General features: G+C 48.9%; 13 protein-coding genes and 1 tRNA gene. 8 read left to right on the forward strand and 6 right to left on the reverse strand.

Features of this window, described 5'->3' with window-relative positions; all coding sequences use genetic code 11:
- Positions 1-97: 97 nt before the first annotated feature.
- Positions 98-1,039 carry an SPFH domain-containing protein gene (locus tag ACU52_RS06725; protein ID WP_053398232.1) on the reverse strand — a complete coding sequence of 314 codons (942 nt, stop codon included), beginning with the start codon at positions 1,037-1,039 and terminating at the stop codon, positions 98-100.
- 246 nt (positions 1,040-1,285) lie between these two features.
- Between ACU52_RS06725 and ribD the strand changes: the two genes are divergently transcribed.
- Complete coding sequence (gene ribD, locus ACU52_RS06730; RefSeq protein WP_053398233.1) at positions 1,286-2,254, forward strand: bifunctional diaminohydroxyphosphoribosylaminopyrimidine deaminase/5-amino-6-(5-phosphoribosylamino)uracil reductase RibD; 969 nt, start codon at positions 1,286-1,288, stop codon at positions 2,252-2,254.
- A 569-nt stretch (positions 2,255-2,823) separates the two neighbouring features.
- Here ribD and ACU52_RS06735 read toward each other — a convergent pair.
- Both ACU52_RS06735 and ACU52_RS15065 read right to left on the reverse strand, forming a co-directional pair.
- Positions 2,824-5,085 (reverse strand): TonB-dependent receptor plug domain-containing protein, encoded by a 2,262-nt coding sequence (locus tag ACU52_RS06735; protein ID WP_053398234.1) that lies wholly within the window; start codon positions 5,083-5,085, stop codon positions 2,824-2,826.
- Between the two features lie 174 nt (positions 5,086-5,259).
- The gene (locus ACU52_RS15065; RefSeq protein WP_021963638.1) at positions 5,260-5,412 is read right to left on the reverse strand and encodes a hypothetical protein; all 153 of its coding nucleotides are present in this window, start codon (positions 5,410-5,412) and stop codon (positions 5,260-5,262) included.
- Positions 5,413-5,954: 542 nt separating this feature from the next.
- On the opposite strand from ACU52_RS15065, the gene ACU52_RS06740 reads away from it, so the two are divergent.
- The 4 genes from ACU52_RS06740 (at position 5,955) to ACU52_RS06755 (ending at position 16,845) form a co-directional block, all read left to right on the forward strand.
- Positions 5,955-12,857: a LamG-like jellyroll fold domain-containing protein gene (locus tag ACU52_RS06740; protein ID WP_082335193.1), complete on the forward strand. Its 6,903-nt coding sequence runs from the start codon at positions 5,955-5,957 to the stop codon at positions 12,855-12,857.
- On the forward strand, positions 12,857-14,845 hold the full coding sequence (locus ACU52_RS06745) for an NPCBM/NEW2 domain-containing protein (protein WP_053398236.1): 1,989 nt from the start codon (positions 12,857-12,859) through the stop codon (positions 14,843-14,845). Before ACU52_RS06740 ends, ACU52_RS06745 begins: the two co-directional genes overlap by 1 nt.
- Before the next feature lie 408 nt (positions 14,846-15,253).
- Positions 15,254-16,189, forward strand: coding sequence for a hypothetical protein (locus ACU52_RS06750; protein ID WP_147630801.1), 936 nt, complete (start codon positions 15,254-15,256; stop codon positions 16,187-16,189).
- Positions 16,180-16,845: an ATP-binding cassette domain-containing protein gene (locus tag ACU52_RS06755; RefSeq protein WP_239684889.1), complete on the forward strand. Its 666-nt coding sequence runs from the start codon at positions 16,180-16,182 to the stop codon at positions 16,843-16,845. Before ACU52_RS06750 ends, ACU52_RS06755 begins: the two co-directional genes overlap by 10 nt.
- Positions 16,846-16,941: 96 nt before the next feature.
- Here ACU52_RS06755 and ACU52_RS06760 read toward each other — a convergent pair.
- Positions 16,942-17,023: transfer RNA gene (locus ACU52_RS06760), tRNA-Leu, on the reverse strand.
- 127 nt (positions 17,024-17,150) lie between these two features.
- Between ACU52_RS06760 and ACU52_RS06765 the strand changes: the two genes are divergently transcribed.
- Positions 17,151-18,245, forward strand: a complete 1,095-nt coding sequence (locus ACU52_RS06765) for a mannose-1-phosphate guanylyltransferase (RefSeq protein ID WP_053398255.1) — start codon at positions 17,151-17,153, stop codon at positions 18,243-18,245.
- Between the two features lie 114 nt (positions 18,246-18,359).
- On the opposite strand, the gene ACU52_RS06770 is transcribed toward ACU52_RS06765, so the two are convergent.
- Together ACU52_RS06770 and greA are read right to left on the reverse strand one after the other, a co-directional pair.
- Positions 18,360-18,758: an HIT family protein gene (locus ACU52_RS06770; RefSeq protein WP_125104994.1), complete on the reverse strand. Its 399-nt coding sequence runs from the start codon at positions 18,756-18,758 to the stop codon at positions 18,360-18,362.
- 128 nt (positions 18,759-18,886) lie between these two features.
- Positions 18,887-19,354: a transcription elongation factor GreA gene (greA, locus tag ACU52_RS06775; RefSeq protein ID WP_021854048.1), complete on the reverse strand. Its 468-nt coding sequence runs from the start codon at positions 19,352-19,354 to the stop codon at positions 18,887-18,889.
- Positions 19,355-20,064: 710 nt separating this feature from the next.
- On the opposite strand from greA, the gene ACU52_RS06780 reads away from it, so the two are divergent.
- Positions 20,065-21,360, forward strand: a complete 1,296-nt coding sequence (locus ACU52_RS06780) for an L-cysteine desulfidase family protein (protein WP_021854047.1) — start codon at positions 20,065-20,067, stop codon at positions 21,358-21,360.
- Complete coding sequence (locus ACU52_RS06785) at positions 21,360-23,372, forward strand: protein-disulfide reductase DsbD family protein (protein WP_021854046.1); 2,013 nt, start codon at positions 21,360-21,362, stop codon at positions 23,370-23,372. The genes ACU52_RS06780 and ACU52_RS06785 overlap by 1 nt, the downstream gene beginning before the upstream one ends.
- The last annotated feature ends 912 nt before the right edge of the window (positions 23,373-24,284 follow it).

The following is a 24,284-nucleotide window of genomic DNA, read 5'->3' on the forward strand; positions in this document are numbered from 1 at the left end:
TGGGTGTTATGGGAGATATGGGAGTTATGGGAGCTATGCCGTCGGCATGACAGCGCGCTCCCAATTATGAATTCTTAATTGTGAATTATGAATTATATCAGTGGTTCAGCGTTCCGGTGTTGATTACGGGCTGTGCCGTATCGTCGCCGCAGAGCACAACGAGCAGGTTGCTCACCATGGCTGCCTTCTTCTCCTCGTCGAGTTCCACTATCTCCTCGTCCGAAAGCTTGTCGAGAGCCATCTTCACCATCGACACGGCACCCTCCACAATCTTCTCGCGTGCGGCAATGACTGCCGTGGCCTGCTGGCGGCGCAGCATAACGGCCGCAATCTCGGGAGCGTAGGCAAGATAGTTGATGCGGGCCTCTATGACCTCAATTCCGGCCATGGCCAGGCGCTCGTCAATCTTGGCTTCAAGTTCCTTGTTTATCTCGTCGCTGCCGTCGCGCAGGGTAAGTTCGCCGTTGTCCTGCTCTCCGTCGTCGTAGGCATACTGTCCTGCCACCTGTCGCAGGGCGGCGTCGGCTTGTATTCGTACAAACTTCTCGAAGGCGTTCATTATGTTGGCCGTCTTTGCACTTGCAGCAGCGGCGTCGCCGGCTGCCTTCGATTCCGCCATGGTCTGCGCGTCAATCTCGAACATAGCCTTGTATGTATCTTTCAGTTTCCACACCAGTACCATACCGATCATCACCGGGTTGCCCGTCTTGTCGTTCACCTTTATAGGTTCGGCGTCGAGGTTGCGTGCGCGCATCGACAGCTTCTTGGTGGTGATAAACGGATTAATCCAGTGGTAGCCGGGCGTGTTGAACGTACCGCGGTACTTGCCGAAGAACATCATCACGCGCGCCTCGCCCGGCTCAACCTTCACGAAACCGCAGCTGACGATGATATTGACAATGAACAGTATGCCGCCTGCCACGCCTGAAGCTATGGCCGTGGCGCCACTGAATATCGTGGGCGAAAGAGCAATCAGACCTACCGACGCAATGTAGAGAAACAGGTTGAGAACGAGCATGCCGATGCCGTTGAGTGTCATACCTTTGAAAATGAATTCCTTGTTTCCATAATAAGGTGTTTTTTGTTATAAATAAGAGTTTATTATGATATTAAAATGATATTAAAATGATATTACAAAGATAAGCGTTTTTGGTCTTATGTCGTATAGAAAGAACTGTATTTTTAAGATTTTTTTATAAACCTGCAGTGCCTCAGGAGTGAAGTAAAGGAAGAATCTTGTGCCGGTAAATTTCTGTTTCTCGTTCACTTGAAGTATATTTGCAGCATGGAACAGACTGAAAAAGACAAAATGTATATGCGCCGGTGCCTTCAACTGGCACGCTGCGGACAGCTTACGGCAAGGCCCAACCCTATGGTGGGGGCTGTTATTGTGAGCGAAGAAGGCCGCATAATAGGCGAGGGATATCATATAAGATGCGGCGAAGGCCACGCCGAAGTGAACGCCTTTGCGTCGGTAAAGCCGCAGGATGGGGCACTGCTCAGCAAGTCGACCATGTATGTTAGCCTCGAGCCATGCTCTCATTACGGCCGCACGCCGCCGTGCGCCGACCTCATTGTGAGCAAGGGCGTAAGGCGTGTGGTGGTAGGATGCGTAGACCCCTTTGCCAAGGTGAAGGGCCGGGGCATACAGAGGTTGCGCGACGCAGGCATAGAGGTTACGGTGGGCGTGCTTGAGAAAGAATGTCTTGAGCTGAACAGCCGTTTCATGACGTTCAACACTCACAATCGTCCTTATGTGACGCTGAAATGGTGTCAGACGGCAAACGGGTTTATCGACGACAACTTCAGGCCTGTGGCATTGTCAACGCCGTTCACCCAGATGCTCGTGCATAAGCTCAGGGCGGAGAACGACGCCATACTCGTGGGCCGTGTTACGGCGGAGCGCGACAAGCCGCAGCTTAACGTAAGACTGTGGGCGGGACGTGACCCGATGCGCATAGTAATCGACCGCAACAGGCCGTTTGCGCCCGAAGCCGACTTTAGCAAGCCCATTGTGCCGCAGCTGATGAAATGGCTTTACGGTCAGGGCGTTCAGTCGCTGCTGGTTGAAGGCGGAGCCGAAACCCACCGGAGTTTCCTCGCCGAGAACGGATGCTGGGACGAACTGCGCGTAGAAATATCGCCGCGCACCGTCGGCGGAGGCACTGCCGCACCGCAGATACCTGCCTCGGCAGAGCTGTGCGACCGCAAGGAATACGACGGGAATATAATTCTTACATACAGGCATGTTTAGAGCCGGTTTCTGATATGTGGTCTTTTACAAGCTAAAAGGCCACATATTGTATTCTGAAAGGTGTCCTTTTGCATGATGAAAGGATACCTTTCAGAATTTGTTTTAGGTCAACCGAACTGAGAAGTGCACACCATGCAGAAGTCAACTCTAATCAGGAGAAGGCCTGCTTGAAGTCAACCTAAATCAGGAAAGTACAAAAATATGGTGTAGAAGCGGTGTGTGATGAGTTGAAAAAACAACTCGTCACATCGTATGTCTCTGTATATCATGTAGATATGTCGAGATGTGACGAGTGACGAGTTTTTTGAAAAAACTTTTTTATGTTTAACCCCTATTTTTCTGTTTGGTCCAAATCGGTCATTTTGTTTCGGCCGTATCGCTGTTTCGTCCTGAACGGATGAAAGCATAGGTTTGCTCGTATAGTTAGACCTTATGCGGCTTAATGGCCGATTGGAAATTAGTTTTAGTGGCCTCGGTCAGCATTGTTCTTGTTGTGATGTTCCTGCCGGGGCGGCCGCCTTAATGCGGCTTCGTCTGCCTTATGCAGCCGTTGTCTTGCACGACATGCATCAGAATGTCATTCTCAGGGCTGCATATACGTTGCGTCCCGGAGCGTTGATGCCCGACGAGAACACGCGGTACTGGGTGTCGAGGATGTTCTCAACGCCGGCCTGCAGCGTCAGACTCTTGTTAAGGTTGTAGCTGCCCTTTACGTTGAGGGTGAACCATGCCGGCATGCCTTCGCCGTCGGCACCTTTCACGGTGGCGTAGTCGATGTTGTCCTCGCCGTCCATGTTGTAGTCGTCAACCGACTTCTTGCCGTTGTAGAGGGCGTACATGTCGAAGCGTCCCTTGCCGTCGGCGGTCAGAAATGCTGCTCCCACGCGTCCGTAGATTGGCGGAATGTGGTCGAGCGGCTGCTTCTTCTCGCCGCTCAGAATGCGGCCGTAGGTATAGTTGAACGAAGCATAAAGCTCGGTCTGTCTTGTAGGTGTGGCGGTCAGGCTCGACGAAAATCCCCACAATACGGCCGTCTTGGCGTTGGTGTATGTGTAGACGTCGCACATCTCGCCCTGATATTCCATCTGGCTTTCGCCCATGAATGTGCCGCGCGCCGTGGTTATGGCGTCGAAGTAGTAGGTGCCGTATACAACGTTCTCCCATGTCAGCACATTGTCGATATGCTTTGTTATGTTGAGGTCAACCGACACGGTCTTCTCCGGTCTGATGTCCTTGTTGGGTATTGTAACGGTGCTTACCTTAGAGTCGAACACCTTTGACGTGTTGTCGATGTTGGGCACGCGGTAAGCTGTCGATGCAGAGAGGGCTATTTTCCATGTCTTTGTGGGCAGCCAGTTCATGCCTATCGCCGCGCTGTATGTAAGGTTGTTCTTGCGCAGACTGTCGCCGCCGAAGAAGGGGAACTCGTCAACGTTGAGCACGCTCGAATAAGTGGTGGCGTAGCCGAGGCGCACTCCGTCGTGCATACTCCACTTCGGACTGATGTTCCACACGTGTGTGGCAAATGCCTCGATGGTGTGCATGCTGTTGCTGCCGTCGGGATAGCGTGTGGTGTTGTATGATGTTTCGCCTGTCAGCACGTTCTCGGTGTTGGCGGTAGACTTGAGGAAGCTCAGCGTTCCGTCTATTCCGAGGTGCAGCTTGTGGTTGTCCATAAACTTAATCCAGTCGGTATTGAGCGACACGATGTTCACGTTCTCCCAGTTGTTGTAAAGCTCCTCCTTCTGGAACTTTCGGTCGTGGCGGCTCTCCTTCACGTTCTGATATGCCACGGCCATGTGCACTCTGTCGGCTCCGAGCTGGTTGCGTCCGTCGTAATGGTAAGCAGCGAGGAGTCGGAACTGCGGTCCGTAGTACCACTCTGCAAACTTGGGGCGCAGCTCGCCGTCTTTCACCTCCGTTACGCTCAGACGGTCGTAGCGGTTGAAGTTGTTGGTGTTAGACAGCTGAAAATTAATCATGTGCTGGCTGTTGGCGTTGGGCTTGTAGAGCAGCTTCTGCATGAAGTCATACTGAAGGTAGCCCGAGCGCTTCTGCAGCTGCGGCTTGTCGTTATACAGCATTATGTCGTTCTTGCCGTCCTGCGGCTGCACGTATATGTTGCTCTCAATGTAGCTGTCGTCGTCTGGCAGGAAGGGATTGCGCGTTGTTCCGGCGCGCAGGTCGCCGAAGTTGCTGAACGTGAACGACGTGAGCGACGCAAACTTCTCCGTTCCGTAGTTGAAGTCAACGTGCGCCGTGCCTTCCTGATTTGCGCTGCCGTATCTCAGCACGGCATGCCCCTCGCTTGTGTGTGTCTGTCCGTCGGCGGCAAGGGTAGGCGAGAGCGTGTTGAAAGTGATTGTTCCGCCAAGGGCGTCAGAGCCGTAGTTGAGCGACGACGGACCGAAAAGCACCTCCATGTTCTTAAGCGCAAACTGGTCAACGGTGAGGCAGTTCTGCAGGTGTCCGCTTCTATATATAAGGTTGTTCATCCTTATGCCGTCGACAACGAGCAGTATTCTCGATGCCTCAAATCCTCTCAGGATAGGGCTTCCGCCGCCCTGCTGGCTCTTCTGCACGAGTACCTGTCCCGTTTCGCTGAGCAGGTCGGCTGTCGACTGCCTGTTGGCATAGTCGATAAAGCTCTTCGGCACGCTCACAACGTGCTGCGGAGTGTTGATTTTGCGTGTCTGCTCTCTGTTTACAGACACAACAACCTCCTGCAGGTTGACAGAGCGGAATGTGTTGACGCTGTCGGCCGTGTTTGCCTTAGCCTTTGTCGTGCAGCCTGCAATGATGCACGCAACCGCAATAATAGTCTTCTTCATGTCGGTGATTAATTTCTTAAATTGCTGTTATCCTGTAATATTATAATTGTAAACGCTGTTGCTGTTTTCGCTACTAATGGATTTTATCTTTATGGAGCAATGTTTCAGACAAAATAAAACCGTTATCTGATGTAACGGTCCTATCTGATTAAATAATAATGCTCATTTGTATTGTTAATATTCTTCCTCGTAATCATAATAGCCTGGGTCAGACGGCAGTCCGTCCATTCCCGGTATTCCATCACTTACGCTTCCGCTAAGGATGTTCTCCGACTCTATCTGTAACACTTGAATTGAGGGTGAAACGTATTCTTTTTTCATCTTCATAATTTAAATGTATTTTTGATTCGGGTGCAAAGATACACAATATGTATGCAATAATACAAATGGAACATAATTTTTTAATGTTTATTATTTAATTTGGCCGGTAATCGTCAATATTTTATGATTTTTATAGTAAAAATATGGGTGAAATGCCTATTAAGCATAATGAAATAATGTTATAAAATCAAGAATCCGTCTTTCCTGCATGCTGCCTTCTTGATATAAGTCAATTCTTTCTATATGTTACGAATGAGTTGTTTTATTTATCAAAATAATAGTTCTATTTTTCAGATAGGGCAAAATATTGGTTGATATAGCTTACAAATTGTAAGAATTGATGTTAGTCAATTATTTTGTATTTGTTGACATGATTGTTTAAAAGTTTTTAAAATAGAACAAAAAACGGGAAATTTATTAATTTATGCCAAATATAATCCGAATTATTTTTTAAATTGGCTACAAATGTATAATTTTGCACACACATCAGAGAAACAGATAATAGATTATTTGATGCAAAAACTTATATAAACAGAAATAAAGGTATTATGGTTAGAAAAAGATTGACAGGATTAGTGGCGCTTCTGCTGCCGTTCGTGTTCATGCAGGCACATCTGGGCCGCGAGAAGAACGTTGACGACAAGAAGCGTTCGAAGATGGAACGTGCTGTTTCCACATTACCCGATTCTGCTTATGAACAGGTGAAAAAGGAGGATTTGTTGAATGATGAGGTCTACATCAAGCTTGCGCGCGACGGATGGTTCCCGCAGGAGATAACAAGGATTATGGACCGATACATAAAAACGAATCGTGGAAAGGTGCGCGGTTCGCGCGAGTATGGTATGTATGCCAAGCAGTGGCTTCCTACTTTTGGCCACACGCCGGGCAGCGACTCTATCTATCAGTTTGTGGATACGGCTTATTACGGCGAGACAATGAAGTCGGTTCGTCGCCTTTATTCAAAACAGCTTGAGACATATTATCCCGAAATACCTTATACGCCTGAAGACAGGATGAGGGGTATACGTAATCCCGGCTACTTCCGCCCCGTGCAGCAGAAGCCCTATACGGGCCGTGTGCACTGGATAGTAGTGCATCCTACTGACCCTGATGCCTTGATGGTTATCCCTGACGGAGGCGGAATATTCCGTACGGATAATCTTGGCAAGACATGGGACTGCGTTACGGACAGAATACCCGACCGTGAGTTCCGCAAGATCTGCTCACATTCGGCTATACCCGTAGATCCGGATGACTGGAACCATTTCTTTGCCTTCATGAAGAACGGCAGCAGTAGTGCTGTCTATGAAACTACGGACGGCGGACAGAGCTGGACTAGGGTGCAGGGCGCTACGCATAAGTCGTTTAAGCGCGGCTATGCCTTTAAAGATGCGTCGGGAAAACTGAAGTTTATCGGCGCAATACAGTCTGGCGCGAATTATCTCGGCAGTCAGTTGTGGTACAGCGAGGACAAGGGCGTCAACTGGAAGCAGATTGTGCTGCCGGATAACCTGAAGGAGACACACCCTGAGACAGGAATGAAGGGCTCGTTCTTCCAGAACTTTGCCTTCCATCCCACAAACCGCAACATTATATATATACCGACATCACGCAGTATATATTACTCTGAAGACGGACTTACCCCGAAGAGCGACGGAAGTTTTGACATAAAGCGCATGACGTTCGACGTGTATAATCAGGACGGAACAGAACTGCGTTACAGTCAGGTGAACGAGTTCCCGTTTAAGGCTACAACTCAGAGTTTCCTTGAAGTGAATCCCGACAACCCGTTGCAGATGTGGTTTGCAACAGCGTCGCGTAACGTCAGCTATGGCGTATATTCTGCTGTTTACCGTTCAGACGACGGCGGAAAGACATGGCGTACGCTGCAGGAGCCTATAAATGGTATCGGCAGCGGACTGGCCTTCGGAAACGAGTCGCCATGGGGCTGGCTCGGCGGATTTGGCGTAAACTTTAAGGATCCCCAGTGGCTCTACGGATGCTCAATGAGTTCTGCAATAAGCAGTGACGGCGGACATACGTTCAGAGAGTTCGGATGGGGTAACCGCCTTAAGGCTCTGGCCGACAACGGACAGTACTATACAACTACGAGTGCACGTCATAATGCAGACAACCACTGCATCGTGTCTCACCGCAGCGGACGCGTGTTCCGCGGCTCTGATGCGGGACTTCTGGTAAAGGATAAGGACATAAACAATCATGAGTGGACAAACATAAACAGCTCGATGGGCAATCAGCTGCACTATTCTATTAAGGTAAACGAGTTTGGCGACCAGACAATGCTTGGCAACACGCAGGATGTGGACGCTCAGACATACCGCTACGGACGCTGGGGCAACTGGCGCGGATATGAGGGTACGGAAGCCTTCCTTAATCCTTATGCCGGCACATGCTATTTCTCTGGAAGCGGAGGCGGAGGCCTTGAAGGCGTATCGCTCAGCTCTTGGTATGAAGGCTATTCGATGGCTGATGTATGTACAGGCTACTGGTATCTGATTCACAATCCGGGAAACAATGCCCAGTCGTTCTTCCGTATAGAGGACTTCGGCCGCAAGACGATAAACCTGTCTGCAAATACAGTGGATGAGACCGGTGCGGGAACAGGTGCGCGTGATTTTGCGATAACACGTGACGGCGACAAGCCTACACTGTTTGTGCTGAACACCAACCACACAATTGTCAAGTCGACAGACAATGGCAATACGTTTGAGACTGTCAAGGTGATCGGTTCTAACGGCTCTAAAGTTCCGGCTAAGTTTACTAATGCCTGGATTGCTGCTGATCCGAATAACAGCAACGTTATATATGTTGCACAGACCGGAAAGGTGCTTAAATATGATCTTACAACAGGAGACAGCGAAAACCTCTCGCAGGGTCTGCCGTCAATTTCGTGTGACGATATATTCTTCCATGAGGGAACAGGAGACCTGTATTTCTTCAGCTCTTCGTCAGGTATATATCTGCGCGACCACAATACTGGCCAATGGTCGTTGTGGCTTAAGGGATATAATCCGCTTTCGGCAAAGCGTCTTGCCTTGAACTATACCACCCAGGAAATGGTGATAGGCGATTACGGACGTGGCGTGTGGGTGGCTGACCTTGAGCATCCGGCTGACCGCTATTTCAAGAACGGCTTTGCGCTGAAAGAACTTTCTAATGTCAACGGACGCCGTACATTCGGAATTGATACAAAGTGGACTATTCCGCTTTACTATGACTATACATGGTATGTAAACGGGACAGACGTGAACAATCCGTATCAGTATTTCACGTCTAACCTGAAGGACGGAGACAGAGTTAAGCTGAAGCTGACCCTGCGCGAGTCGCCGGACGTAACAACAGAGTCGGCTGAATATACAGTCAAGTCGTCTTCGGCAAAGGCAACGGCTGTTGATTACACTCCGAAGCCTGGCCAGGCTCTTTACAGCAACGGTAGCGGCCGTATTGACTTGGGAAATGTTGACTACTTCTTTAATGACTTTACCATAGACTTCTGGATTAACCCGGAGAACGACGGTGTCATTCTGTGTAACCGTCCTGTAGAGCAGCAGCGCGATACGCGCGGATGGGCGTTGCTCCTGGATCAGGGCAAGCTGAAGTTCCGCTATGCGCCAGCACAGCTGTTCGACCGTGCAACATACGACACAAACGAGACTCAGCAGACCGACCTCGTAGGCGGAGCGCTGACTAAGGGACGCTGGTCGCATGTAGCCTTGAGCGAAGACCGTGACGGAAATGTTACATTATATATAAATGGCAGCGAGGTGGCTTCGGCTCCGCGCATAGTGCAGTGGGCTCCGCTCAACAGTGCTGTCAACCTGTCGCTCTTTGCCGACGGATTTGAGAGCATGGCGATGAAGGGAAGTGTAGACGAACTGAAGATATGGAACCGTGCGCTCAACGCGAACGATGTTAAGCGCGCCATGTTCTCTCATGACACATCGGAGGCTGACGCCTTGGTTTACTACAACGACTTCAATGCCGGAGCGCTTGACAAGGAGCATGAGCTCTTCTCGCGTGCAGGAATGGCTCCGCGTACTCAGGCCGTTACTTCTTATGTGAAGATGCCGGTGGCTGTAGGTGCAGTCAAGTCAGAGGTGAAGACTCCTCAGGGACGTACAGCCTATGAAACAGGCAACGGTACTGCGATATATCTTACGCCTTCGGGCGATCAGTCGCCTGAATTCGGCGTCTATCGTTATGCAAACCTGCATCCGGACAGCATGGGTGTCAACACTCAGTATTATGTTGCTGCTTCCGAGGTGTTCCAGATACGTCCGTTCTCTGATGCCGGTCAGCTGACTCTTGATATAGAGCTGCCTCTGTCATGGCATAGCGGAAAGCAGTATCAGCTCTATGCCTGCGGCTTGTATGAAGACCAGAAGGTGTGGATGAAAGTGGCCGACATGGAGGCTGGCGAAAGCGGAAAGACGCTTGTTGCCAAAGGCGTGAAAGCTGCCGGACTGGCAGATAAGATGCTCGCCGTGCTTGAGAATAAGGCTGCGGTAGAGCCTTCGCTCGCCGGAAACTGGGAAGGAAACGAAATCGACGTTTATGATCAAAGCGATGTTGCCTATGATGTAAATGCGCGCCTTGTAGGCGGAATGAATGAGCCTGAAGGAATTTATGAAATCAGCTCGAGAACAGGACTGTTCAAGGTTGCTGATAACATGAAGTTCGTCAACGGCAAGGCTGTGGCAAAGTTGCAGCTTGACGTAGAAATGCTGAAAGGTAGCAAGACTCTTAAGGATACCATCGAAAGCAAGAACGGTACAATGGTGCCGCTGGTGATCACTGTGAACAACAAGATGCTGCCACAGGATCCGGGTAAGGCCATGACATTTACAAGTGGCGGAGCAGCTGTGCAGTCGTCTCCGATAAGCGGAAGTCTTAACGGACTCAACAATGTCACCATGATGGGATGGGTGCGTGTAGACAACGAGGATATGCTTAAGAGCGTTAAGCCTCTGATATTCTTCCGCGGCAGCAACGGTGGAGTCTGCGGAATACATATTGCAGACAAGAACCTGCGCTTCCACTGGAATGACGGATATTACGGATGGTCTACCACACATTATTTCAAGTCTACGGATGTAGGCCGCTGGATGCATGTGGCACTTGTGGCAGCTTCAGACGGATTCCATGTATATCTTAATGGAGCAGAGTATTTCCGCTCGACAAGCGTGCCTACTGCCAAGATAAATTCGGCATTGCTTCTTGGACAGAACTATCAGGGCGACAAGTGGTTTAAGGGTGCAATAGACCAGGTGATGCTGTGGAGCCGTGCGCTCTCGTCTGACGAGATACGCAAGTATATGCTGAACAATCCGCGTCTTGACGAGCCAGGTCTGGTGTCGTTCATCGATATGGATCATACGAACGAGGACGGAAAAGTTTATGATGTTGTTACGGGCACTCAGCTCACTCTGTATGGAACAACGTCTAACGAAGACTTCTCTCACATGCCATATCACCCCACTGCTACGTTCAGCCAGAACAGTCAGGATACAGAGGCAGGTCAGGCCGTCCATGTGGCAGCTCCGCAGGGAGTAAGCGCAAGCTTCGGCATTGGCGTGATGAATGGAACACCTTATAACTATGCAAATGCTGACCATGCAGAGCTTACGCCGCTGAGCAACTCGTTCTATACGTTGACCATGAGCAAGGCGTCGGTGTTCTCATCTGGCCAGAAAGCAACAGTAAGCTTTGCAATGCAGCAGGCTGAATCGGCACCGGCGGTTACGTTGGCTCTGCGTCCGATAGGATCTACAGAACCATTCTCAACGTTTGTTCCGATGTCGAGTCAGGATAACGGCAGAATGAAGTTTGAGGTTGACGGCACTACCCTTAATGACGGATGTGAGATGATGCTGATGTACGACGGTGCTGCGGGTGAATATCCTGTAAAGGTAAACCTGTCGGTTGACGGTCATGCTGACGGCGACACTATAATTATAAGCGACGTAAACAACAAGATAACTGTAAAGAGCCGCGTGATAAGCAAGAATCCGACAAGCAAGGTGCAGGTGTCTGTAGTTGAGTCAGAATATGCTTCTGCAAACATATCAGAACTCGACCTTAACGGTCCGGCAGAACAGGATATCATTGTGACGATTAATCGTGACAACCTTAACAGTCTGGCTGTTAATCCTGTTACAATAAAGCTTTCGGGAGTTACCGACAATAGCGAACTTAAGCTCAACGTTGCGCTCGAGCCTATTGTAGAGCTGTCGCTAGCTGACAATGAAGACGGAGCGAATGTGATAGAGGCTACATCGCCATACGTGTCGTTTGGCGTAAAGGCTAAGCTGTTGCAGGGTGTGCTCAACGACGGCGTTAAGATAAAGATTGACTCTGACGGAGGTGCGGAGGGTATCGTGAACACATCTCTCGGCAGCTTGCTCAGCAACGGCAACGCAGCTTATGCAGATATGCTTGAATATTATCCGAGCGAGAGCGAGTTTGACGCAGGATGGAACCTCATTGGTAATCCGTATCTGTCTAACATAAACCTTACGAAGGAGCATAATGTCGTGCTGAATGAGGATGAGGTTGTGAAATATCTCTACCAGTATAATCCTGAAAGCGACACATATACAGCCTGGGATATGGTTGAGAACTATGACGAGACTCAGAAGCTGATGCCGTTCCAGCCGTTCTTCGTGCAGACACGTCAGGCGGGTGCGAGTCTTGTGATAACGCCAGAGGCTAAGAATACAAGCATAAGCCGCCGCGTGTTCGACCATTACATGCTGCATGAAAGCAAGATGCTGCGTATCGGTCTCTATGAAGGCGGCTCAGACAAGCTGGCCGACCGCACGGAGGTGAAGCTGCAGGATGAAACTTCTGCCGGATTTGTTCTCGGTGAGGATGCCGTGAAGATGTGGGGAGGACTCAACTCTAAGACCAACGAGATTGCCACTGTATGCGGAAACCGCAACCTGTCGGTAAACGTGCTTCCGGGCAAGAAGGTTGAGATACCGCTTTACTTGCGACTCTCGTCTACAGGAAAGTTCCGTATAGCTGCAATAAAATCTTATGGCTATGGCCTTAACGACAAGGCAGAACTGCTTGACAAGTCAACAGGTCAGAGATGGAGTCTGCTCGACGGCAACGGATATGAATTCGACGTCAATAATGTTGATGAAGCCAAGTCGCGCTTTGCACTCGTGCTTAGTGTACATGAGGAGACCACTGGCGTAGGTCAGGTTGCCGGCGGCAAGCCTTCGGTAAGCATCGATGGAAACACATGCCGCATAGAAGGTCTCTCAGGCAAGTCGGTAATAGAAATGTTCGACACAGCCGGACGCCGATGCGTCTACACGACAACGTCTTCAGACAGCTACTCTCATCAGTTGCCTTCAGGCACATACATCGTGCGTGTGCGCACATCTAACAAGGATTATACAAACAAAATAAACGTAAGATAATGAAAGCAAGATATATAATTGTTTCAATCCTATCATGGCTCGGCCTGTCAGTACAGGCTCAGAGCCTTGAGCTTAAAGGCATCGTGGCAAGCCCCGACGGCGGACTTTCCGGGCGTATGATATTGGTGAAGGCCGATGGTGGGAGCGCTGGCTTCAATAATCTGGAACTTGTTTGTTTCAGTCTTCGTGACGCAAGTTATACTACGTCGCAGGAAGGCTATAAGCATCTTGTTGACGATTATTATCTGTTGCCCATACCTTCGCTCAATCGCAACTTCGATGTGCCTCTGCTCGACACGGCAGACAGCTATGCATATCGCGTAAGGCTCATTCTCCCAGACGGAAATAAAATTATCTCTGAAATTATAGAGGACAATGGCGTTGAGCGTTTCCAGTGGATAGGACAGGACGTGAAGTGGAATGCGGCTACGACTGGTTTTGGAAATGTTGTATTCGACAAAGGAGTTGAGGGGCAGATGCCACTCAAGGTGGACGATATAGGATTTAATAAAAGTTTTAGCGCACATGCAAGGGGAAGTTTCACGTTCAACTTTGCCGCTGACAGTCCATATTCGCGACTTTTCACATATTACGGAGTACAGCAGGATAGAACTGCGGGTAGGGTGAATTTCGTGCTGAATGTTAACGGTGCGGACAAAGAGTCCAATATTATGTATGCAAAAAATAATACAAGTAATAAGCCGGCCGACTACAGCGGTCCATATCTGCGCAAATATGATGTGCCAATAGAAGGAGAGACAACCATACTTCTGAAAGGTGAGATTGTCTCCGGCGACAATTCGGGCGCACATATGAATTATCCCATGGGACGCCTTTATCTTAAGCATGGCGACTATAAACCCCAGGAAGCCACATGGCCTGAAACTGACATATTGGCCTATAACAAGCCGTTTACACATACGCTTGACGCAGGGTTCACTTCTGGCGGCACCGGGCTCTACTATATAACAGCCGGAAGCGAATATGCAACCATAGAAGGAAATGTTCTGAACGTTCATACCATACCGGTGGATAAGTCGGCATATATAGAGGTTACGGCCGTGCAGCCAGGTACAGACGAATATCTTACCTCGCCTATAACTAAGTGCCGCTTCTATGTGCGCAATAATAAGACTGTGGCAAAAGACGGAAAACTTGTCCTGAACGATGGCGACGAGATAGACCAGCTGACAGTGTATGCCGATCCGGAGTCACGCGGACAGGTGGTGGTCGACAAAGGCTTTGTAACGGTTAAGAAGCTTATACTGAAATATACATTCAAGCCGGGTGAGTGGAACTTTATCTCGTTCCCGGCCAACGTGAGCCTTTCAAAGATAAGCGACCTCAACTCATTGGGCTATAGCCTGAATGACTCTAAGAAAGCTTTCTATATATGCGAATACAGCACACGCTCGCGTGCAGAGCAGCCCGGCAAGACAGCGTGGGTGAAGATGCAGACAGACAACGTCGTTAAGAACAAAGGCTATATTATGGGTGTGGCCCGTTCGGCTGACAATCCTGACAACAAACCCGTGGAAGTAACCTTCGTGTTCGAGAATACCACGCTGGGCATGGATGCTTCAAACAACGGCTCGCTCAACGTAGAACTTAACATGATGCAGGTGGAACCCGGTACGGAGATTCCTGTATATGTAAGACCGGACGGTGTGAAGGGAGCGCCGCTGAGGGTGATGGTAAGGTTCTCTCCGAAGGACATCACGGAGCTGCCCGTCAACTATGCCAACGCTCTTGAAGAGGCCCGCGTTACGTTCAATCCTAACAATTCGGGCATCCGCCTCACTCTGCCCACGCAGGATCCGGCAAAGGTGGTGATCTTCGACAGCAAGGAGCGAGTGGTTAAAGCTGTGAAGTATATTGCACCATATCTTATAGATGTTACCGACATGAAACCGGGCAAATATCAGCTCTACATCCAGTACGGCAACGCCACGGCAACGAAGCCGTTTGAGATTGGTGAGAATAAATAATGACAACAGCATAATTTTATACTATTATTAAACATAACCTAAGAAAAGGAGCGATTGAATAACAAGAATCGCTCCTTTTTTTGTATATTTGTGCCATAATGCGAGGCGTTATGGACAGGCCGAAACATGTCATCAGAAAATTAAAGGCAAAAAACTGAAAGAAAAACGTGCGCTTATTGTTAACGAACGGCTGAAATGTCGGTTGCTGCGGCATGGACTGTAAGCAAAATCGTGCTTGTGGGTTTCAAATCATTAACCTATTGTTTACGGGTCGTAAGTGGCCCACTTTTGATGTGAAAGTGGCCGGTTTTTTGTCATAAATGGCTGGCTTTTTATGGTCAAATCAGTGTCCTGCCGGCAAAATGATAAAAGAAGAAATAATTAAACTCTTGAATTGATGAGGAAACAATGATAGCGGTTCTCTATTTCGCATTACGCCTGAAACAGCTTTGGCGGATTTTAAGGCGACTGGGCGTTGTCGTAAGTATGCTTTTGGCGGCATTTATGTTTTTGGCTATTTATGTGCTGATAAAGACAAGCTACAGCTGGATTATGCCCGCTGCCGTCATTTTATGCCTGCTATGCTATCATAACGAACGTAAAGACAAAGACTTTCTGTCGCAGCAAGTTAAATGTCCTGCTTTACTCCTCATGGCTGAATATATATTGATAGGTTTACCGTTTGTTGTGATTGAATGTCTTAGAAGTCATTATGCCGCTGCCGCAGCCGTCATGACAACTGCCGTTCTTTTGCCTAAGCTAAAGACCATAAAGATGAAGTCTGTGCCCGTCCCCTTGCCTTTTCTCTACAAAGGCGGTCTGGAGTATATCCGCATGTTCCGTATGTACGGCTGGTTTTATCTTCTTTTGCTCATAGTTACAGTCATAGGGGCGCTGCATGCCAATATCCGTATCGGAAAAGTAGCCTTGATTGTATGGGGAATAGTTCAGACAATGTCGTTTGCATCCGTTCCGCAGCGGCAGGAGCTAACCTTTTATCTCAATTATTCAGCTTTTCAGCGGCATCTTGTCTTGTCAAGCGTCTGGAACGCCGTAATAACAGCCGTGCCTTTTGTCGGTATTATACTTTCGTTTTCCTTCAGCGGTGATAATATGTTGTTTGCTGTTTTCGTAATATCGGGAAGCATATTATATCTGTGTAACATGGGCATGGTGCGCCATATGTCGTTTTCATCAGCATCACTGGCCGTATATCAGCTGGTAGTGCTTATACCCCTGTTTTTCTTTACTTGTTTTATTCCGCTTCTGATCGTTCCGTTTGTTCTGATAAACGTATTATGCTGTATATTCCTTAAAGACAACTTAAAAAATATATGGAGCTGATAAATATAACAGATTTGTCAAAAAGCTACGGCAAGACAGTGGTTTTACATGGATTGTCGGTAGCCTATCAGTCGGGGATGATTTATGGACTTGCCGGTGAGAACGGGGCAGGCAAGACAACGCTGTTTAACTGCATCATGGGACTTACCGGTTATGACGGCAGCATAGACAAGGCGTCAGGCATCTCAATCGGTTATCTGCCGGCCGAGACTCATTTCTATTCGCTGATTACCGGATATGAGTATCTCGATTTTTGCATAAAAGCAAAAGGCAAGAAGATCAACAGAGCAAGGGTGGAAGAAGCAAATAAGATGTTTCAGCTGCCGTTGCATAGGTATGCATCGGAATATTCTACCGGCATGAAAAAGAAGCTGGCGCTTATGGCTCTTCTGTTGCAGGACAACGACTTGTATATACTTGATGAGCCGTTCAACGGTGTCGACTTATACGGCTGTATTCAGCTGAAGAAAATCATACGCTCGCTGAAAGCCAAAGGCAAAACACTGCTGCTGTCCTCACACCAGATAACCATCCTGCGCGAACTGTGCGACAGCATCGACTATCTGAGCCGTCACACCATCGTGAAGAGATACACTGATGAACCGGTGGAAGAAATAGAACGGAGCATACTTGCCGACATTCATGTCGGGATGTAGGCTTTGAGATACTTTGTTTAAAATATAAGCAGAACATTATTTACATAAAATAAAAACAGCCAAGTATTGATAACCAAATACTTAGCTGTTTTCTTGTACCCAGAGCCGGGGTCGAACCGGCACGGGTTGCCCCACTGGTGTTTGAGACCAGCGCGTCTACCGATTCCGCCATCTGGGCTTCTTTTCGGCTGCAAAGATAAATATAAATTCTGAATTGACAAATTTTTAATTGAAAAAACTTAAAATAATTGGTTATACAGACAATAATGCTTATCTTCGTATTCGTAAAACAATCTGTAAATACAATGAGTGTGAATAAAAACAATTATTGTCTTATTTTGGCCGGCGGCAAAGGACGCCGCCTGTGGCCTTGCAGCCGCGAAGACCGTCCTAAGCAGTTCTTGGATTTCTTTTCGACAGGACGCACGCTTCTTCAGCAGACTTACGACCGCATGGCCGGATTTATTCCTTCTGAAAATATTTATATCAGTACAAACCACATCTATCACGACCTGGTGAGGGAGCAGCTGCCCGAGCTGCCCGAGGAGCATATCCTCAGTGAGCCTATCTTCAGGAACACGGCTCCGAGCGTGGCCTGGGCTACATACCGCATCCTGCATAGAGCCGACCGCGACGCGCGTCTCGTGGTGGTGCCGTCGGACCAGGCTGTGTTCAAGGAGGATGTGTTCAAGACTGACGTTATCAACGGTCTCGACTTTGTCGGCAGCCACGACTGCCTGCTGACAATGGGCGTAAGGCCTACGAGACCTGAGCCCGGCTATGGCTACATACAGACGGGCGAGCCTTCTGAGCGTGACGATGTGTTTAAGGTTAAGTCGTTTACGGAGAAGCCCGACCGCGACTTTGCGCGAATGTTCATGGAGAGCGGCGAGTTCTACTGGAACACAGGGCTGTTTCTTTCTAACGTTAATTATCTCTGCGAGTGTCTTAAGCGCATATTCCCTCCTGTGCTGAGAAAGCTTGAGGCTTCGGGGGCTGAATACAGCATGGAGCGCGAGCTTGAGTTTGTCAGGGAGAACTTTCCGTCGTATCCCAATCTGTCGATAGACTATGGCATACTTGAGCACAACGAGAATGTGTATGTGATGATATGCGACTTCGGCTGGGCCGACCTTGGCATGTGGCACTCTATATATGAGAGCATGAGCAAGGGCGAGGGCGACAACGTGGTTATCGGCTCGCGCGTGATAGCCGACGACAGCCGCAACAACATCATTAAGCTGCCTGACGACCACATGGGCATAATAAACGGTCTCGACGGATATATCGTGGCCGAGAAGGGCAACGTGCTGCTTATATGCAAGAAGGAGGATTCGTCGGCGCTTATACGCAAGTATATCAATGAGGTGCAGGTAAAGTATGGCGATGAGTTTATTTAGTCCTGCCGCCTATTATGTATAAAAAGAGTGAGGAGCGCCCGGCTTTGTTTGTGCCTGACGCTCCTCACTCTTTTTTTTCTTGTGCCGCCTTCGTGGCTTCATGTTTCTGCCGTATTACTCGCAGAAAGCGGCATATATCTTGTCTGCAGCTTCTTTAAACTCCTGCTCTGTAAGTTTCAGCTTGGGGTTAGAGAAGAGCATGTCTTTCTCTGTCTGCATGGGCACGAGGTGTATGTGTGCGTGTGCCACTTCGAGTCCGAGCACGGCCATGCCCACCTTGCGGCACGGGAATGCCTTCTTTATAGCCACGGCCACTTTCTTTGCAAACACCATCATTTCGGCTATCTCGTCGTCGTTGAGGTCGAAGAAGTAGTCAACCTCGCGGCGCGGTATCACCAGCGTATGTCCCTTTGCAAGCGGGTTGATGTCGAGAAATGCGTAGAACTTGTCGTTTTCAGCGCATTTGTAGCTGGGTATTTCGCCTGCAGCTATTTTTGAGAAAATATCCATGATGTTATGTTTTTATATTATTGTATGTAAGGTCCTTAGGGCTTATGGATGTCGTGTGTGATGAGGCTTCAGTGTCAGGAGTCTTCGGCTTACCTGCCTTAAAGCCTCATGACAGCTGTATCTCATGAGCTTTATTCTACGGTAATCTTTTCTATGCGCAGCTTTATGGTTCCGCGTGGTATCTTTATTTCAACCTCGTCGCCTACCTTCTTGTTGAGCAGTCCCTGTGCAATAGGTGTCTTTATCGAGATTTTGCCTTCGCGCAGGTTTGCCTCGCTCTCGCTCACGATTGTGTAGCTCATCTTGGCGTTGTTTGCCAGGTTGGTCATTTCCACTTTTGACAGAATCTGCACGCAGTCTGTGCTCAGGCGCGATGTGTCAACAATTTTGGCTTCAGAGATAGCAAGCTTAATCCTGTTGATCTTGTCTTCAAGATGTGCCTGTGCCTCCTTAGCTGCATCATATTCTGAATTTTCGCTCAGGTCGCCTTTGTCTCTGGCCTCTGCAATTGCCGCTGACGCCTTGGGACGTTCGACACTTTCCAAATGTTTTAGTTCGGCCACTAACTTGTCGTAGCCTTCTTGTGACATGTAAGCCATAATTTATTGGTTTTAAAGATTATTATTATTTTTGGGACAGACAAAACGAAAGATTCCGGCATGTTTCTCAATGTCGGAATCCTTGATCTTGCCTTTCCTTATGTTAATTCATTTTATTCTTGTTGGCAAAGGTAGGCTTTATTTTTCAAATCAACAACTTTTTAGTGCTAAAAATAGTTAGTTCTTGCCTCCAGCCGTGCTAAATTTTGTTCTCTGTGCCGTTTCGTCGGCGTGTTTCGGGCGTGGCTCAGGGCGCGCCGCTTCTGTCATGTTTTTATCATGCTGGTCTGTATCTTGTCGTGCTGCAAAGGCCGTCAGATGCTGTGGTACGGGCGGATGGCTTACATGTTGTTATCCTTCTGATTGTCAGCGTGTTAGCAGGCGTGTTGCAAAACGTGCCCTTTTGCCTTGCAAAACATGGCCTTTTGCATGATGAAAGACCATGTTTCAGAGTACGAAACGTGGCCTTTTGCAAAACGCCTTGCCGGTGTCTGTGCCGGGTGTTGCCGGCTTACAGTTGGCGTGAGCATTCCGTCTGAAAATGTATTTTTATGCTTAAAGTTTACAAAATGTAAGCAGTTTTAGTGGCGCAGACGTGTTGCAGCCCAACTTTTTTGTAACATTTGCGTAATTTTCCTTGTTAAAAATAAATTTTTTCCACTTAAATTTGTAACTTCGCAGCTTGTAAGTATAACCTAAAAATCTTAGCAATGTTGTCAACAGAAGAAAGAAAATCTATTATAGCCCTGATTCACAGTCAGGTTTTGCCGGCAATAGGCTGTACAGAGCCTATAGCCGTAGCTCTTTGTGTGGCAAAGGCCAGAGAGCTGCTCGGGACTCTTCCTGAGAGCATAGACATAGAGCTTAGTGCCAACATCTTGAAAAACGCAATGGGAGTGGGCATACCGGGAACAGGCATGATCGGCCTGCCCATAGCCGTGGCTCTTGGTGCCATAGTAGGCCGTCCGGAGCTTGAGCTCGAAGTGCTGCAGGACAGCAACAAGGAGGCCGTTGAGCGCGGCAAGGCGTATATCGCCGAAGACAGAATACACATAAGCCTGAAGGAGGATGCGCCCGACAAGCTTTATATAGCCGTGAAGTGCAGCGCCGGCGGTCATGAGGCCGAGGCAAGAATCATGCACATGCACACCAACTTCGTTTATCTGCGCAAGGATGCCGACGTGATGCTCGACAATATGGCCCCGAGAGAAGAAGAGGCAAAGCAGGTTGAAGTGGAGCTCACTCTGCGCAAGGTCTACGAGTTTGCCACCGAGACCGACATCGAGGAGCTGAAGTTTATCCTCGACGCCAAGCGCATGGACGAGACTGCCGCAGCAGCAGGCCTGCGCGAGAACTACGGCCACACGCTGGGCAAGACCATGTGCAGCCCGCTGGGCAAGGGCATAATGGGCGACAGCATATTCTCAAAGATACTTTCGGCCACAAGCTGCGCCTGCGACGCACGTATGGCCGGCGCCATGGTGCCCGTGATGAGCAACAGCGGCAGCGGCAACCAGGGCATCTGCACCACCATGCCGGTGGTAGTGTTTGCAGCCGAAAACCATAACACTGAAGAAGAAACAATACGCGCCCTCATCATAAGCAACCTTACTGCCATATACATCAAGCAGCATCTGGGCTCACTTTCAGCCCTCTGCGGATGCGTGGTTGCCAGCACGGGCAGCAGCTGCGGTATAACTTACCTTATGGGAGGCAGCTATGAGCAGCTGTCGTATGCCGTGAAGAACATGATAGCCAACCTCACGGGCATGATATGCGACGGCGCTAAGCCAAGCTGCGCGCTAAAGCTTACTACAGGCGTGAGCACGGCAGTGATGAGCGCCATGCTCGCCATACAGAACAAGCATGTAACCTCGGTAGAGGGCATCATCGACGACGACGTAGACCAGAGCATACGCAACCTTACAGAAATAGGCAAGAGAGGCATGGACGAGACAGACCGCTTCGTGCTTGATATAATGACACATAAAACCCAGAAAAAATAATGAAACTTTTAAAAACAACATTCCTGACAGCGCTGCTCGCCATGTTCACACTGGCCGTTGCAGCACAGATGCAAGACCCGGTTCACTTTAAGGTGAGCCAGAAAAAAGTGTCGCCCACAGAGCTTGAAGTTATTTTTACAGGGCGGATAGACAAAGGATGGCACGTGTATTCAACCGGACTGCCTGCTGACGGTCCTATTTCTGCCACTCTGCACACAGAGAAGGCCGAAGGCGTTAAGGCTGCCGGCAAACTCTCACACAGAGGAAAGGAGATAAGCCAGTTTGACAAAATGTTCGGCATGAACCTGCGCTACTTCGAAAACAGCGTTACTTTCGTGCAGAAATTCAAGATTGTCGGCAAGACATACAAAGTAAGCGGATATCTTGAGTATGGTGCATGCAACGACGAAAACTGTATCCCGCCCACACAGGTTGAGTTCGCATTCAACGGCGAAGGACCTGCCGACGCTCCTGAAGCAGAGGAAACTACCGAGGCTGAGGCTACAGACACAACAGCCGCAGCAGCAATGGCAGGAGCCGACTCGCTGCAGACTGACACAGCCGCTGTAAACGCACAGGGCGACCTCTGGAAGCCTGTTATCGACGAACTGCAGAACTTCAACGGCGGCGACACAGGTTCAAGCCGCTCTTGGATATATATCTTCCTGATGGGACTTGTCGGAGGTTTCGTGGCTCTGTTCACTCCTTGCGTATGGCCTATCATACCTATGACCGTAAGCTTCTTCCTGAAGCGTACAAAGGATAAGAAGAAGGGTATACGCGACGCCATAACCTATGGTATCTCTATCATCGTTATCTACCTTGCCCTCGGACTTGCCATCACGGCCATCTTCGGTGCAAGCTCGCTCAACGCGCTGGCCACCAACGCCGTGTTCAACATATTCTTCTGCCTGTTGCTGGTAGTGTTTGCCCTGTCGTTCTTCGGCTGGTTCGAGCTCACTCTGCCTTCATCATGGACAAACAAGGTTGACAACAAGGCATCGTCAACGAGCGGTATGCTGAGCATCTTCCTCATGGCGTTCACGCTTACACTCGTTTCGTTCTCATGTACAGGTCCTATCATCGGCTTCCTGCTCGTTGAGGTCAGCACATCTGGTAGCATCGCAGGTCCTGCCATCGGTATGCTCGGCTTCGCCATCGCACTGGCTCTGCCGTTCACACTCTTCGCCCTGTTCCCCACATGGCTCAAGCAGGCTCCTAAGTCAGGCAGCTGGATGAACACCATCAAGATCGTGCTCGGATTCATCGAGCTGGCTTTCGCCCTCAAGTTCTTCTCTGTAGCCGACCTCGCTTACGGTTGGGGACTGCTCGACCGCGAAGTGTTCCTCGCTCTCTGGATCATCATCTTCGGCATGCTCGGCCTCTACCTTATCGGCAAGCTCAAGTTCCCGAGCGACCAGGGCAACACAGACGCAATGCCTGTTCCGTGCATCGTGCTCGGTATGATTTCGCTTGCGTTCACAGTATATCTTATCCCGGGCCTCTGGGGTGCTCCCTGTAAGGCAGTCAGCGCATTTGCTCCTCCTATCAACACTCAGGACTTCAACCTCTATCACAACGAAGTTGAGCCTAAGTATAAGGACTACGAGCAGGGCATGGCAGCAGCTGCAGCTGAGGGCAAGCCTGTTGTTGTTGACTTCACAGGATTCGGATGTGTCAACTGCCGTAAGATGGAGGCTGCCGTATGGACCGATCCTCAGGTAGCCGACAAGCTCAACAACGACTTCATCCTCATCTCACTTTATGTAGACGACAAGCAGCCGCTTGACAAGCCTATCGAGGTGGTTGAGAACGGACGTAAGCGCAAGCTCCGCACCGTAGGCGACAAGTGGAGCTATCTGCAGCGCAGCAAGTTCGGTGCAAATGCACAGCCGTTCTATGTTATTCTCGACAACAAGGGTATGCCTGTTGCAGGTTCTTACAGCTATGACGAGAATATCGGCCATTACACCGACTTCCTCAACACTGGTTTGAAAAACTATAAGAAATAATTGATTTTAATAGGCAGTTTCGTTGATTTATGTCAATAAAACTGCCTATTTGTAAATATTTTATCATATTTAGATATCAATTTGGTTAAAACTTTCATATCTTTGCACTGTGTTTTTCATAGTATTAGATTTAAGGTTAACAAAAGACAGGGACTCAGCGGAGTCCTTTTTTTATGCCCTTACGTCTGCTGATGCGTTTTGTTCCGTGCCTTTTTAGTCCCCGTTTATCAGTTTTTATTTGCAGTGAGCTATGTATGCCGCATTGCGGTATGTGTCCTTTCATGTTTCAATATGCCAGCTTTTGCATGCCGCAACGTGTCCTTTTGTCGTGCGAAAGGACAGCTTTTATAAATTAACCGCTTGACGTAAAATTGCCCGTTGTGCCGTATATGCTGTCTTGATTCCGTATAAGCATAGCTGCTCTCATCCGTATTATGCTTTCCGGTCATCTGTACAGCTATTGTCGTCTGTAGTTTGTGTCAGGTCGAAATGCACACGGATAAGCAGGTGAAGAATGCCGAAAATGTTTCGGCAAAAACTCATCACTCGTCACATTCCTGTCTATTGCGCTGATTATCAATGCGTTATGGTGTGATGAGTTGCCTGCCGGACTCGTCACATTCGGGTTTCTCTGCCGTTGGTGTGACGAGTTGCAGTTTCAACTCGTCACACCGTAACGGCTTGTCCGTCAGAATGTTATGCGCCTGTGTGACGAGTGACGAGTTTCTTTCGAAAATCTTTTTGCGTTGTTTTGTCGTTGACCTTTCCTGAATTTGGTGGTTCTTCCGTAATTTCGTTGAAGTAGTCTCTTTGCGTTATGTTGTAAATGTTATAAGATGGTGTTTAGTGAACTAGGCTTCAACTAAATTGCGGAAGAACCAATTTGGTTGGCTTCAAGAGGGCTTTTTCCTG

Source organism: Xylanibacter rarus (genome assembly GCF_001275135.1).
Classification (GTDB): domain Bacteria; phylum Bacteroidota; class Bacteroidia; order Bacteroidales; family Bacteroidaceae; genus Prevotella; species Prevotella rara.